This window comes from Burkholderia arboris (genome assembly GCF_902499125.1).
Lineage (GTDB): Bacteria > Pseudomonadota > Gammaproteobacteria > Burkholderiales > Burkholderiaceae > Burkholderia > Burkholderia arboris.
The window spans coordinates 32,389-44,678 of record NZ_CABVPX010000042.1 but is presented as its reverse complement, the minus strand read 5'-3'; the positions used below and the strand labels follow the sequence as shown (position 1 = coordinate 44,678).

General features: G+C 70.6%; 11 protein-coding genes. 2 read left to right on the top strand and 9 right to left on the bottom strand.

Features of this window, described 5'->3' with window-relative positions; genetic code table 11:
* Positions 1-139: 139 nt before the first annotated feature.
* The 7 genes from BLA15945_RS33930 to BLA15945_RS33900 all read right to left on the bottom strand — a co-directional run bounded on the left by BLA15945_RS33930 (position 140) and on the right by BLA15945_RS33900 (position 6,260).
* Complete coding sequence (locus tag BLA15945_RS33930; RefSeq protein ID WP_174994410.1) at positions 140-844, bottom strand: ABC transporter ATP-binding protein; 705 nt, start codon at positions 842-844, stop codon at positions 140-142.
* A complete protein-coding gene (locus tag BLA15945_RS33925; RefSeq protein WP_059234811.1) occupies positions 841-1,593 on the bottom strand; it encodes an ABC transporter ATP-binding protein in 753 nt (250 codons plus the stop codon). Before BLA15945_RS33925 ends, BLA15945_RS33930 begins: the two co-directional genes overlap by 4 nt.
* Positions 1,590-2,819 carry a branched-chain amino acid ABC transporter permease gene (locus BLA15945_RS33920; RefSeq protein ID WP_174994409.1) on the bottom strand — a complete coding sequence of 410 codons (1,230 nt, stop codon included), beginning with the start codon at positions 2,817-2,819 and terminating at the stop codon, positions 1,590-1,592. The genes BLA15945_RS33925 and BLA15945_RS33920 overlap by 4 nt, the downstream gene beginning before the upstream one ends.
* A complete protein-coding gene (locus tag BLA15945_RS33915; RefSeq protein WP_174994408.1) occupies positions 2,812-3,747 on the bottom strand; it encodes a branched-chain amino acid ABC transporter permease in 936 nt (311 codons plus the stop codon). Before BLA15945_RS33915 ends, BLA15945_RS33920 begins: the two co-directional genes overlap by 8 nt.
* Positions 3,748-3,756: 9 nt before the next feature.
* Complete coding sequence (locus tag BLA15945_RS33910; protein ID WP_059234817.1) at positions 3,757-4,194, bottom strand: acyl-CoA thioesterase; 438 nt, start codon at positions 4,192-4,194, stop codon at positions 3,757-3,759.
* Positions 4,195-4,333: 139 nt separating this feature from the next.
* The gene (locus tag BLA15945_RS33905) at positions 4,334-4,870 is read right to left on the bottom strand and encodes an NUDIX domain-containing protein (protein ID WP_059234819.1); all 537 of its coding nucleotides are present in this window, start codon (positions 4,868-4,870) and stop codon (positions 4,334-4,336) included.
* A 121-nt stretch (positions 4,871-4,991) separates the two neighbouring features.
* A complete protein-coding gene (locus BLA15945_RS33900; protein WP_174994407.1) occupies positions 4,992-6,260 on the bottom strand; it encodes a YbfB/YjiJ family MFS transporter in 1,269 nt (422 codons plus the stop codon).
* 123 nt (positions 6,261-6,383) lie between these two features.
* On the opposite strand from BLA15945_RS33900, the gene BLA15945_RS33895 reads away from it, so the two are divergent.
* A complete protein-coding gene (locus tag BLA15945_RS33895) occupies positions 6,384-7,298 on the top strand; it encodes a LysR family transcriptional regulator (RefSeq protein WP_174994406.1) in 915 nt (304 codons plus the stop codon).
* A gap of 131 nt (positions 7,299-7,429) precedes the next feature.
* On the opposite strand, the gene alaS is transcribed toward BLA15945_RS33895, so the two are convergent.
* A complete protein-coding gene (gene alaS, locus BLA15945_RS33890; RefSeq protein WP_174994405.1) occupies positions 7,430-10,054 on the bottom strand; it encodes an alanine--tRNA ligase in 2,625 nt (874 codons plus the stop codon).
* Between the two features lie 253 nt (positions 10,055-10,307).
* On the opposite strand from alaS, the gene BLA15945_RS33885 reads away from it, so the two are divergent.
* Complete coding sequence (locus BLA15945_RS33885) at positions 10,308-11,528, top strand: CaiB/BaiF CoA transferase family protein (RefSeq protein ID WP_174994404.1); 1,221 nt, start codon at positions 10,308-10,310, stop codon at positions 11,526-11,528.
* 33 nt (positions 11,529-11,561) lie between these two features.
* Here the strand turns inward: BLA15945_RS33885 and BLA15945_RS33880 are convergent, their stop codons facing one another.
* On the bottom strand, positions 11,562-12,110 hold the full coding sequence (locus BLA15945_RS33880; protein WP_059234828.1) for an RBBP9/YdeN family alpha/beta hydrolase: 549 nt from the start codon (positions 12,108-12,110) through the stop codon (positions 11,562-11,564).
* Between the last annotated feature and the right edge of the window lie 180 nt (positions 12,111-12,290).

The following is a 12,290-nucleotide window of genomic DNA, read 5'->3' as shown; positions in this document are numbered from 1 at the left end:
ATGGTTGGCGCCGGCTGCCGCGCTGATGCGGCGCCATGGCAACCGGCCTGACTGGAAATTTACTTTGCGGCACCGCAGCGATAAAGCGGCCCGAAGCGAATTGACTGGCGGAGTTTGCCGAACAATCGGTCGCGCGCCGTCACCCGGCGCTCAGCCAGGCATTGGCGACTTCGCCGCCCAGGCCGTCGAGCGCGCCGTCGTAGACGATCCGTCCGCGCCCCATCACCGCGACGCGCCGCGCGAGCCGCGGCGCGAACTGCAGCCGCTGCTCGATCAGCAGGATCGCGACGCCGTCGGCCTGCAGCGCGGCGAGGCACGCGCCGACTTCGTCGACCGCGAGCGGCGCGAGCCCTTCGGCCGGCTCGTCGACGATCAGCACGCGCGGGCTGCCGGCCAGGGCGCGCACCAGTGCGAGCACCTGCTGCTCGCCGCCCGACAACCGCCCGGCTTTCACGTCCGCGCGCGCGGCCAGCAGCGGAAAGCGGTCGAACAGGCGGTCGAGCGCCGCGCGTTCGGCCAGGCCGCTAGCGCCGCGCAACCCGAGCCGCAGGTTGTCACGGACCGTCAGCAGCGGGAACACGTCGCGGCTTTCGGCCACGTAAGCAACGCCGCGCCGCGCGATCTCGAACGTCCTCGCGCCCGCGCATTCCGCACCGGCGACGCGCACCGAGCCGGCCGTGCGCACGAGCCCCATCACGGCCTTCGCGAGCGTCGAACGCCCCGAGCCGTTGCGGCCGAGCAGCGCGAGCGTCTCGCCCGGCGCGAGCGCGAGATCGACCCCGTCGAGGACGGGCTGCAATCCGTACCACGCACGCAGGCCGCGAATGTCGAGCAGCGCGCTCATGCGCGGCCCTCGCCCAGATACGCGGCCCGCACGCGCGGATCGGCACGGATCGCATCGGGCGCACCGGTCGCGACCACCGTGCCGCGCACGAGCACCGTGATGCGTTCCGCGAAGCCGAACACCGCGTCCATGTCGTGCTCGATCATCAGCACCGTGCGACCCTGCGTCGTCGCGCGGATCAGCGCGATCATCCGCGCCGCCTGCGCGCGGCTCATGCCGGCCGTGGGCTCGTCGAGCAACAGCGTGCGCGCGCCGCTCGCGAGCGCGATCCCGAGATCGAGCGCGCGCTGTTCCGCATAGCTCAGTTCGGCGGCCGGCGTGTCGCGCCGCGCGTCGAGACCGATGTCGTGCAGCACGCGCGCGGCCGCGAGATCGACCGACGCCGATTCGCGCAGCCGGTTCCACCAGCGCCGCCGTTCGGCCGGCGCATGCAGCGCCGCGCAACGCAGGTTGTCGAATACCGTCAGCCGCGCGAACGCGCTGGTCTGCTGGAAACTGCGGCCGATGCCGAGGCGGCTCGCGACGACCGGCCCGCGTCCGCGCAGCTCGACGCCATGCAGCACGACGCGCCCGCGCGTCGGCCGCGTCGCCCCCGCAATCACGCCGAACAGCGTCGACTTGCCCGCGCCGTTCGGCCCGATCAGCGCATGACGCTCGCCGGCCGCGATGCTCAGCTCGACACCGTCGAGCACGGTCTGCGCGCCGAAGCGCTGCACGACGCCATGCAGCGCGATCGCGTTGCCGTTCATCGCGCATCCTCCCGCTTGCCGGCCTGCCCGTCCTGCACGAACCGGGCGCGCCAGCCCCACAGCAGCGTGCCGATGCCGGCCGCCGAGCACGCGACGGCCCAGCCGGCCGGCGTATCGGCGTCGATGCCCCATGCGCCGAATGCGAGGCCCGTGCCGTCGTCCTGCGCGAAGCGCCACGCATAGCCGAGTTCGGCCGCGCAGACGATCGCGACGGCCCAGAACACGCACGCGCCGACCGCGCACAGCATCCGCCACCGCTCGGGCGCCGGGGCATCGCGCCGCATCGCCCGCGCGAGCGCCTGCGCGATGCCCGCGAGCCCGCGCGGCGCGGCCACGACGATCGCGACGAACAGCACGCCGAGATACAGCGCCCACGCCCGCGACACGCCCGCGACGCCGATGCTCAGCGCGGTCAGCACCGCCGCGCCGGCGGCCGGCCCGAAGAACGCGCCGGTGCCGCCGATCACCGCGGCGATCAGCACGGTTGCCGAGCGCGCCATCGACACGCTGTCGGGCGTCGCGATCTCGATGTCGATCAACGTCAGCGTGCCGGCGATGCCCGCGAAGAACGATGCGCACGTGACCATCGCAAGCCGCACGCGGCGCGGATCGGTGCCGAGCGCGGCGACGCGCGCCGGGTTGTCGCGCACCGCGTTCGCGAGCCGCGCGAGCGGCGTGCGCGTCAGCGCGTGCATGGCCCACGCCGACACGACGCACCACGCGGCGATCACCGCATACGCGTGCGCCGGCGCGCCGAAATGCCAGTTGCCCCACGGCGTGCCGCTCGCGCGGTCGATCGGCACGCCGCCGAGACCGCCGAACCACGCCGGTACGCTCCACGCGGCCGCCGCGACGCATTCGCCGAGCCCGAGCGTGATCATCGCGAACGCGGTGCCGGAACGGCGCGTCGCGAGCAGCCCCGCGACGAACCCGAATCCCGCGCCGGCCACACCGCCGACGAGCGGCAGCAGCGGCAACGGGCCGCCCAGATGGTTGAACCAGTGCGCGGCCGCGAACGCGCCGAGGCCCGCGAACGCCGCGTGACCGAACGACAGCAGCCCGGTCGTGCCGAGCTGCAGGTTGTACGACAGCGCGAGCACGACGAGCGCGGCCGTCTGCGCGAGATAGCCGAGCACCGCGCCATGCGGCCACAGCCACGCGGGCAGCGCGAAGCACGCGGCGAACAGCGCCCAGCGCACGCATCCGGCCAGCATGCGGCTACGCATCGGCACGTTCTCCGAACAGTCCGCGCGGCCGCGCGACCAGCACCGCGACGAGCAGCAGGTACGGTACCAGCGGCGCGAGTTGCGCGATCGACACCGCGGCCACGCTGTCAGGCAGCGCGATGCCGGCCCATTGCGCGAGGTCGCGCAGCGACGTGTCGCTCGCGGCCGCGAAGGTCTGCGCGAAACCGACCGCGAGCGACGCGACGAACGCGCCGCCGAGCGAGCCGAGCCCGCCGATCACGACGACCGCGAACACGACCGACCCGACGGTCTCGGCCAGCGCGGGTTCGATCACCGCGAGCGGCGCGCCGATCACCCCGGCCAGCGCGGCGAGCGCGGTGCCCGCGCCGAACAACGCCGTCATCACGCGCGGCACGTCGTAGCCGAGCGCCTCGACGGCCGAGCGATGCGTGAGCGACGCACGCACGACGAGCCCGATGCGCGACACGCGCAGCAGCGCGCCGAGCGCGACCAGCATCGTCGCGGACATCGCCATCATGAAGAGCCGGTAACGCGGCAATGCGAGGCCGAAGACGGTCACGGGTGCGCCGTCGAACAACCGCGGCACGGGCGCCGGCAGCGGCGCGAGGCCCCAGACGAGCTTCGCGCCCTCGCCGATCAGGTACGCGAGACCGAAGGTCAGCAGCAGCTCGCTCGTATGACCGCGCGCCTGCACGCGGCGCAGCAGCGCGCGTTCGCAGCCGGCGCCGAGCAGCCCGACCGCGAGCGGCGCGAGCACGAGCGCGGGCCAGAAGCCCGCGTGGGCTGCGATGCTGTAACCGACATACGCGCCGAGCATGTAGAAGCTCGCATGCGCGAAGTTCAGCACGCCCTGCACGCTGAAGATCAGCGTGAGGCCGGCCGACAGCATGAACAGCAGCAAGCCGTAGCTGAGGCCGTTGAAGGCCTGGAGCGCGAACGCGTGCACCGCGAGCCGTCAGACCGTGAGCGGCTCGAGCGCGGCGCGCAACGCATCGGGCAGCGGCACGGGGCGGCGCGTCGCGCGATCGACGTACACGTGCACGAAATGCCCTTGCGCGGCGGGCGACGCATCGCCTTGCGCGAACAGCCCGACCTCGTAGCGCACGCTCGACGTGCCGAGCTTCACGACGCGCAGCCCCGCGTCGACCGACTGCGGGAACACGAGCGGCGCGAAATAGTTGCACTGCGTCTCGACCACCAGCCCGATCGTCTGCCCGTGCTCGACATCGAGTACGCCCGCGCGGATCAGGTACGCGTTCACGACCGTGTCGAAGTAGCTGTAGTAGACGACGTTGTTCACGTGCCCGTAGACGTCGTTGTCCATCCAGCGGGTCGTGATCGGCAGGAAGTGGCGATAGGCGTCGCGCGGACGCGGCTGCGGCTTGTCGGACATGGCGATGGCGGTCAGGACGATGGGAGCGATGAGGACGACGCGCGGCGGCCGTAAGGCGCGGCACGGCGGCGGGAAACGCGCCGCCGTGCCGCGATCGCTCGCGGTGCGGCGGATGAAACCTTGCGGGCAGGCCGGCCCGTCACTGGCCCGGCCGGTCGACGAACTCGAAATCGAGGCCGCGCGCGCGCATCCAGTCGGCGAGCGCGATACCCGTCCCGGCACGCCACGGGCGCAGCAACGGCGGATCGACGAGCTTGTATTCGAGCAATTCCGGCGACAGCGACACCGAGCCCGACGCACGCACGTGGTACGCGATGATCAGCTCGTTCTTGCGGATGAATTCGTACACGCCGACGAGCGACACGTGCTCGGCCTTCAGCGCGGTTTCCTCGAACACCTCGCGCGCGATGCCGTCCTCGGGCGTTTCGCCGTTTTCGAGGAAACCGGTGATCAGCGCGAACATCCCTTCGGGCCAGGCCGCGTTGCGTGCGAGCAGGATCTTGCCGTCGAGCTCGACGATCGCCGCGACGACGGGCAGCGGGTTGTTCCAGTGCACATAGCCGCAGGTGTCGTCGGGGCATGCCTGGCGAATGCGGCCGCCTTCATGTTCGGGATCGGCGCGCTCGGTCAGCGGGCTCGCGCAGCGCGGGCAAAAGCGGTAGTCGGCGGTGGTCATCGATGGGGATCTGGCGAGCGCCGGACGGCCGCCAGCCGGCTGCCCGCGCACCCGCTCGGCGCGGGAAAGGCTTCATTCTAGCGAGTTTGCCCGCGCCGCAGACGATCCGGCCCCGCCGGCGTCAGAATTGCCGGCGCCCGCGTGCGGCGGTGGCCGCGAAGCCGGCCGCGCCGATCAGCAACGCGGCCACCGCGACCCACAGCGCGGGCGTAAACGACCCGAAATGCGCGGCCAGCGGCGCTGCGACGAGCGGCCCGAGGATCTGCCCGACACCGTACGAGGCGGTCGCATAACCCATCAGCCCGGCCGCGCGCTCGCCGTGCAGGCGCCGCGCCTCGCGCATCGCGAACAGCGTGATCGCGGTGAACGGCAGGCCGAGCAGCGCGCTGCCGACCGAAAAGCCGGCCGCATTCGGCCACACGATTCCGGCAGCGATGCCGAGCGCCTGCGTCGCGCAACCAGCCGCCAACAACAACCGGTTGTCCCAGTGCCCGGGCAGCCGCGCGGCGGTGATCGCGCCGACGATCAGCGCCGCGCCGAACATCGGCCAGAACAGGTCGGGCCACGGCGAACCGGCCGGCAGTGCGGCGCGCGCGATCACCGGCAGGAACGTCGCGGTGATGATGTAACCGAAGCCCGGTGCGCCGTACAGCCCGACGAGCCACGCGGCGTCCGCGCGATGGCTTCGCCTGCCGGCGGCAGGTGGCGTTGAAGGTACCGTCGCAGCTGCCGTCGCTCCGGCGGCCGCATGCGGCGCGGCGGCCGCCGGCGGCGCCGCGTTCGCCCGCGTCGTGCCGAACGTGCGCCAGATCGCGACCGACAGCACCGCCGACAGCGCCGCGAAACCCAGCCAGCCCGCCGCCGCGCGCTGGCCGGCCAGCGCACTGCCGAGCAGCCCCGTCACGACGATGCCGACGCCCGGCCCCGCGTAGATCACCCCGCTCCACTCCGGCGCATACAGCTCGGCCAGACGCCGCAATCCCCATTGCGACATGAACACGAACGTCCACGCACTGACGACGCCCGCGACGAAACGCACCGCGAGCCACACCGGCAGCAGGTGGCCGACGCCCATCGCGGCGGTCAGCAGCACGGTGGCCGCGAGCCCGAAGCGCACCATCCGCGCGGGCGCGACGCGCAACGCCGCGCAACTGACCGCGCCGGCGAAGTAGCCCGCATAGTTCGCCGACGCGAGCCAGCTTCCGGCCTTCAGGCCGATCGAGCCGTCCGCAAGCATCAGCGGCAACAGCGGCGTGAACGCGAAGCGGCCGACGCCGAGTACGACGGCGAGGCCGATCATGCAGGCCAGCGCGGCCGCGCGGGCACGGCGGTCGGCCTGATCGGACGAAAGCACGCCGGCAGCGGCGGTCGGGGCATCGAAGCGGGACATGGCGGCAGCGGCCGGCACTCAGCGCGCCGGCCGGATCGGAAATCGGAATGTTTGCATCGTAGCTTGACCAAACGTTCTCGAAAAATGAATAATTAAGAATCGACCCATCCCCTGGAGAGAATCATGGATCTGGCCGCGCTGGCGATATTCCGGGCGGTCGTGCGCGAGAACGGCGTGACGCGTGCGGCGGCCAAGCTCAATCGCGTGCAGTCGAACGTCACGACGCGCATCAAGCAGCTGGAGGAAGAACTCGGCGCGGCGCTGTTCGTGCGCGACGGCCGCCGGCTCGTGCTGACGCCGGCCGGCCACACGCTGCTGCCGTACGCGGAGCGCCTGCTCGCGCTCGCCGACGAAGCGCGCGACGCGGTGCGCGAAGACACGCCGCGTGGCCGCCTGCGGCTCGGCACGATGGAAAGCACGGCGGCCAGCCGGCTGCCGACCATACTTGCGCACTATCACCACGCGTGGCCCGACGTATCGCTCGAACTGCTGACCGGCACGACGGGCTGGCTGATCGACCGGGTGCGCGACTTCGAGATCGACGCCGCGCTGTTCGCGCGCCCGCCCGAGCCGGCGTCACTGCCCGACACGTTCGAGACGGTGCCGATCTTCCGCGAGAACCTCGTGTTGCTGACGCCGCGCGGCCATCCGCCGGTGCGCACGCCGCGCGACGTGATCCTGCCGACGCTGATCGCGTTCGAGCGCGGCTGCACGTATCGCAAGTACGTCGAACAGTGGTATGCGGCACACGGCGTGAAGCCGGCGCGCGTGCTCGAACTCGGCTCGTATCACGCGATCGTCGCGTGCGTCGCGGCCGGCGCGGGCATCGCGGTCGCGCCGCGTTCGGTGCTCGATCTGCAACCCGAGACCGGCAACATCACCGCGCACACGATCCCCGACCTCGAAGGCATCGACACACTGCTCGCGTGGCGGCAGGGCTACGCGTCGGCGGCGCTCGCCGCGCTGCGCGATGCGCTCACGGAAGCCGCGCGGCCGCCTGGCGACGCGACGAAGCCGCCGGCGACCGTGACGGCCTGACCCGTGTTCGCGCGTCGCCGCACCGATCGACGCGCACAAACAAAACGACCCGACCGGCGCCTGCCGATCGGGTCGTTTTTCCATTCAGGCGATGCCGTCAGTGACACGGCATCGCATCGATCGCGTCACGATCAGAGCCGCTCTTCGACCCAGCCCTTCACGCCAGCGAGCGCGCCCGGCAGGTTTGCCGGCTCGGTGCCGCCTGCCTGCGCCATGTCCGGACGGCCGCCGCCCTTGCCGCCGACCTGCTGCGCGACGAAGTTCACGAGCTCGCCGGCCTTGACCTTCTTGCTCGCATCCGGCGTGACGCCCGCGATCAGGCTGACCTTGCCGCCTTCGACGGCCGCCAGCACGATCGCCGCGCTCTTCAGCTTGTCCTTCAGCTTGTCGACCGTTTCGCGCAGCGTCTTCGCGTCGGCGCCGTCGAGCGTCGCGGCCAGCACGTACACGCCGGCCACGTCGACTGCCTGCTGTGCGAGCTCGTCGCCCTGGCTCGAGGCGAGCTTCGACTTCAGCGCGCCCAGCTCCTTCTCGAGCGACTTCACCTGGTCCTGCACCTGCGCGATGCGCTGCGTGAGTTCCGACGGCTGCGCCTTCAGCGCGGCCGCCGCTTCGTTCACGCGCGCGTCGAGTTCCTGCACGTAGCGCACCGCGTTGTCGCCGGTGATCGCCTCGACGCGGCGGATGCCGGCCGCGACGCCGCCTTCGACGACGATCTTGAAGAAGCCGATGTCGCCGCTGCGATGCACGTGCGTGCCGCCGCACAGTTCACGCGAAAAGCCGAGGTCGAGCACGCGCACTTCGTCGCCGTATTTCTCGCCGAACAGCGCCATCGCGCCGCCCTTCACCGCTTCGTCGTACGGCATCACGCGCACGATGCCCGGCGCGTTGGCCAGGATCTCGTTGTTGACGATCTGCTCGACACGACGGATTTCGTCGTCGGTCATCGGTGCGTTGTGCGCGAAGTCGAAGCGGGTCTTCTCCGCGTCAACCAGCGACCCCTTCTGCTGCACGTGCGCGCCGAGCACTTCGCGCAGCGCCTTGTGCATCAGGTGGGTGGCCGAGTGGTTGCGCTGCGTGCGGGCGCGGCGATGCGCGTCGATTTCCGCGCGCAGCACGTCGCCGACCTTCAGCGCGCCCTGCTCCAGCGTGCCGTGATGGCCGATCACGTCGGCCTGCACCTTCAGCGTGTCGGCCACCGCGAAGCGCGTCGCGGCGTTCGCGAGCACGCCCTGGTCGCCGACCTGGCCGCCCGATTCCGCGTAGAACGGCGTGTGGTCGAGCACGACGACCGCATCCTGGCCGGTCTTCACCTCGTTGACCGACGAGCCGTCGACGTACAGCGCGACGACCTTCGCGTCGTCGAACGCGATTTCCTCGTAACCGTGGAAGGTGGTCTTCGCGCCCGTGTATTCGAGGCCCTGTGCGGCCTTGAACTTGCCGGCCGCGCGCGCCTGCTCGCGCTGACGCGCCATCGCGTCGTCGAATGCCGGCTCGTCGACCGTCATCCCGCGCTCGCGGCACACGTCGGCCGTGAGGTCGAGCGGGAAGCCGTACGTGTCGTGCAGCTTGAACGCGAGTTCGCCGTCGAGCACCTTGCCGCCCTTCGCCTCGACGTCGGCCAGCGCGCCTTCGAGGATCGACATCCCGTGCTCGATCGTCTCGAAGAAGCGCTCTTCTTCCTGGCGCAGCACGTCGGTCACGCGTTGTTCGGCTTCCTTCAGCTCCGGATACGCGACGCCCATCTCGGCGACGAGGTCGGCCACCAGCTTGTGGAAGAACGACCCCTTGCGGCCGAGCTTGTAGCCGTGGCGGATCGCGCGGCGCACGATCCGGCGCAGCACGTAGCCGCGGCCTTCGTTGCCGGGAATCACGCCGTCGACGATCAGGAACGAGCATGCGCGGATGTGATCGGCGATCACCTTCAGCGAGTTGTTCGTGAGGTCGCTGATCTCGGTCACGCGCGCGGCGGCCTTGATCAGGTTCTGGAACAGGTCGATCTCGTAGTTGCTGTGCACGTGCTGCAGTACCGCGGCGAGGCGCTCGAGGCCCATGCCGGTGTCGACCGACTGCTTCGGCAGGCGCGTCATGTTGCCCTGCGCGTCGCGGTTGAACTGCATGAACACGAGGTTCCAGATCTCGATGTAGCGGTCGCCGTCTTCTTCAGGCGATCCCGGCGGGCCGCCCCACACGTCCGGGCCGTGGTCGTAGAAGATTTCGGTACACGGGCCGCACGGGCCGGTGTCGCCCATCGTCCAGAAGTTGTCCGACGCGTAGCGCGCGCCCTTGTTGTCGCCGATGCGGATGATGCGCTCGGTCGGCACGCCGACTTCCTTCGCCCAGATGTCGTATGCCTCGTCGTCTTCCTGGTAGACGGTGACCCACAGCTTGTCCTTCGGCAGCTGGTAGACCGTGGTCAGCAGCTCCCACGCGAACTTGATCGCGTCGTGCTTGAAGTAGTCGCCGAACGAGAAGTTGCCGAGCATCTCGAAGAACGTGTGGTGGCGCGCCGTGTAGCCGACGTTCTCGAGATCGTTGTGCTTGCCGCCCGCGCGCACGCTGCGCTGCGCCGTCGTGGCGCGCGAGTACGGGCGCGGGTCCGTGCCGAGGAAGACGTCCTTGAACTGGACCATGCCCGAGTTCGTGAACATCAGCGTGGGGTCGTTACCGGGCACGAGGCTCGACGAGCGGACGATCGTGTGGCCCTTCGATTCGAAGAATTTGAGGAATTTCTCGCGGATTTCGGCAGCTTTCATGGCGTGCGGGGACAGTCTGGCAAAGACGGCTTCAAACGCCGGCGCCCTTGGTGGGCGCTCGACGGCATGGATTCGGAAACGATCGATTATACGGGATCGGGGCCGGCTTCCGGGCAAAGCGCCGGCAAAGCGGCTCGGCCATCCGGACGGCCCGGCTGGGCCACCCGGATGGCCGATTCGCCTTAAGATGCTCGGCATGCCAATCGGCCCTGCCCGACAAGGCAGGCCAGCCATGAAAGGAGACGATTCGACGATGGGTGCCCTGAGCCATATCCGCGTGCTGGACCTCACCCGCGTGCTCGCGGGCCCGTGGTGCGCGCAGACGCTTGCCGATTTCGGTGCGGACGTGATCAAGGTCGAGCGCCCGGGCGCCGGCGACGACACGCGCCACTGGGGGCCGCCGTACCTGAAGGACGCGGACGGCGCGGATACCGCCGAGGCCGCCTACTATCTCGCGGCGAACCGCAACAAGCGCTCGGTGACGATCGACATCGCGACGCCCGAGGGCCAGCAGATCGTGCGCGAACTCGCCGCGCAAAGCGACGTCGTGCTCGAGAACTACAAGGTCGGCCAGTTGAAGAAATACGGGCTCGATTACGACTCGCTGCGCGCGGTGAAGCCCGATCTCGTCTACTGCTCGGTCACCGGCTTCGGCCAGACGGGCCCGTACGCGCACCGCGCGGGCTACGACTTCATCGTGCAGGGAATCGGCGGCTTCATGAGCATCACCGGCGAGCGCGACGGCGAGCCGGGCGGCGGCCCGCAGAAGGCAGGCGTCGCGATCGCCGATCTCGGGACCGGCCTCTATTCGACGATCGCCGTGCTCGCCGCGCTCGCGCACCGCGACCGGACCGGCGAAGGCCAGTACATCGACATGGCGCTGCTCGACGTTCAGGTCGCGCTGCTCGCGAACATGAACACCAACTTCCTCGCGAGCGGCAACCCGCCGGTGCGCTGGGGCAACGCGCATCCGAACATCGTGCCGTACCAGACGTTCCAGACGAGCGACGGCTGGATCATCGTCGCGGTCGGCAACGACGGGCAGTTCCGCAAGTTCGTCGAGGCCGGCGGCCGGCCCGAACTGGCCGACGACGAGCGCTTCGCGACGAACCCGTCGCGCGTGCGCCATCGCGACACGCTGGTGCCGATCCTCGCGGAGATGGTGAAGACGCGCGGCAAGGCCGACTGGATCGCCGTGCTCGAAGCGGCCGGCGTGCCGTGCGGGCCGATCAACGATCTCGACGAAGTGTTCGACAACGAGCAGGTGATCGCGCGCGGGATGCAGGTGTCGCTGCCGCACCCGTGCGGCGCCGACGTGAAGCTCGTGCGCAACCCGATCCGGATGAGCGCGACGCCGCCGGACGCGCGCACGGCCCCGCCGCTGCTCGGCGCGCAGACCGGCGACGTGCTGCGCGACATGCTCGGCTACGACGACGCGCAGATTGCCGCGCTGAAGGCGAAGCAGGCGATCTGAGGTGCCAGGCTCGCGCGGTGGCGGACGGCCCGCCTACCGCGCGAGCGCGTCGAGCCAGCCGCGCGCGGCCGGCCAGTCGCCGAGCCCGCTGTCCGCGTTGATGTGGCCGCGCGGGCCGATTTCACGGAATTCACTGCCCCACGCGTGCGCGCAGCCGCGCGCGAACGCGAGCGAACCGTACGGATCGTCGCTGCTCGCGACGACGCAGGTCGGAAACGGCAGCCGCTCGTGCGGCACCGGGCCGAAACCGTGCGCGCCGGCCGGAAACGCCGGCCCGGCGGGATCGGGCAACGCGACGAGCAGCGCGCCGCGCACTTTCGCGAGCGCGGCCGGGCGCGCATAGCGCGTCGCCCACCATGCGGCGGTCAGCGTGCCGAGGCTGTGGCCGGCAATCAGTACCGGCCCGCGCGCGGCTTCGACCGCGCGGTCGAGCGCGAGACACCAGCCGTTGCGGAACGCGCGGTCCCAGTCGGGCATCGAGACACGCGAAAAGCGCGCATCGGCGCGCTCCCAGCGGCTTTGCCAGTGAAGCGGGCCGGAATTGCCGTAGCCCGGCAGGACGAAAACGAAGGGGTCGCTCATGGAGGGTTCGTCGACGAATGGAATCGTGATGTAGCGTCGACGAAGTGTCGCACACCCTCCTCTCCCTGATGCTGCCTGTCAAAATCCGGGGATGTGCGTGAAATTCATGCGGGCCGTGACGCGTTCAGACCGGCGTCACGACCGGCCGGCGTTCAGCGGCGCCCGCGTCGCGGGCATCCG

Excerpts from the sequence above, each read along its gene's own strand:
- BLA15945_RS33930 (WP_174994410.1), bottom strand. The coding sequence starts at position 844 with ATGAGCGCGCTGCTCGACATTCGCGGCCTGCGTGCGTGGTACGGATTG.
- BLA15945_RS33925 (WP_059234811.1), bottom strand. The coding sequence starts at position 1,593 with ATGAACGGCAACGCGATCGCGCTGCATGGCGTCGTGCAGCGCTTCGGC.
- BLA15945_RS33920 (WP_174994409.1), bottom strand. The coding sequence starts at position 2,819 with ATGCGTAGCCGCATGCTGGCCGGATGCGTGCGCTGGGCGCTGTTCGCC.
- BLA15945_RS33910 (WP_059234817.1), bottom strand. The coding sequence starts at position 4,194 with ATGTCCGACAAGCCGCAGCCGCGTCCGCGCGACGCCTATCGCCACTTC.
- BLA15945_RS33905 (WP_059234819.1), bottom strand. The coding sequence starts at position 4,870 with ATGACCACCGCCGACTACCGCTTTTGCCCGCGCTGCGCGAGCCCGCTG.
- BLA15945_RS33900 (WP_174994407.1), bottom strand. The coding sequence starts at position 6,260 with ATGTCCCGCTTCGATGCCCCGACCGCCGCTGCCGGCGTGCTTTCGTCC.
- BLA15945_RS33895 (WP_174994406.1), top strand. The coding sequence starts at position 6,384 with ATGGATCTGGCCGCGCTGGCGATATTCCGGGCGGTCGTGCGCGAGAAC.
- alaS (WP_174994405.1), bottom strand. The coding sequence starts at position 10,054 with ATGAAAGCTGCCGAAATCCGCGAGAAATTCCTCAAATTCTTCGAATCG.
- BLA15945_RS33885 (WP_174994404.1), top strand. The coding sequence starts at position 10,308 with ATGGGTGCCCTGAGCCATATCCGCGTGCTGGACCTCACCCGCGTGCTC.
- BLA15945_RS33880 (WP_059234828.1), bottom strand. The coding sequence starts at position 12,110 with ATGAGCGACCCCTTCGTTTTCGTCCTGCCGGGCTACGGCAATTCCGGC.